Raw genomic sequence first — 719 nt, 5'->3', positions numbered from 1 at the left:
AATCTGACCGGGGAGAAGCCGGGTGGGGCTACCTTGAGGACGAGAATACGCTCGTCGTCTCTGCAGAGTACGACTCTGCCATGTCTCATGTGGTGATGATTGCACGAGCGTTACTCGATCCTAAGACGTTCGACCAGGTCCTTACCGAGGACCGTCTCGCGGAACTTGATGGACTAATCGAAGATGGGACGTACGTTCGTGGGTCTCGAAACCTCGGGTGGTTGGCTGACTCTGTCGACTCGGCGGGTGAGTACGTCGACGTCCTCGAGGACGCGAGAGACGAGCTACTCGACATGACGCGGTCACTTGCACATGAGGACTACGAGTGTGAGACGTCCGAGTACCTGAGTCGAATCACGAAAACGGCGATGGGTCTCGCGGGAACCGCGTTTCACGTCCTCGATTTACTCGATATTGACGTCGTTTGGGAGGCTCGCTTACCCGACTACAACCGACACCCGGAGCGATACGGGGAGGACAATGCCGAGTTGTTAGCAACGACGCTTGCGAAGAACGCGCCGATTGCGGCGACGTACGGGAACCACGTAGTCCGGCGACTGTTGTTTGAAGACCGAGACGAGAAGCGACGTCAGTCGTTCGACCCTGTCGTCGACGCGAGCAATCCGTATGCGAACCTGATTGCGTCGATCTCGGTGGTTGGTGACTTCGGGAATCGGGCGGACCACGTCGCCGGCGTAATAGAAGACCGACTGTCGAAC

General features: G+C 57.9%; 1 pseudogene. It reads left to right on the top strand.

Annotated elements, in window-relative coordinates:
- Nucleotides 1-719 (top strand): annotated as a pseudogene (locus C471_RS08635) (transcriptional regulator); the annotation flags it as partial.

The organism is Halorubrum saccharovorum DSM 1137 (genome assembly GCF_000337915.1).
In the GTDB taxonomy this organism is placed as follows: Archaea; Halobacteriota; Halobacteria; order Halobacteriales; family Haloferacaceae; genus Halorubrum; species Halorubrum saccharovorum.
The sequence above is the reverse complement of the archived record's forward strand: the minus strand, read 5'-3'. Positions and strand labels throughout refer to the sequence as shown.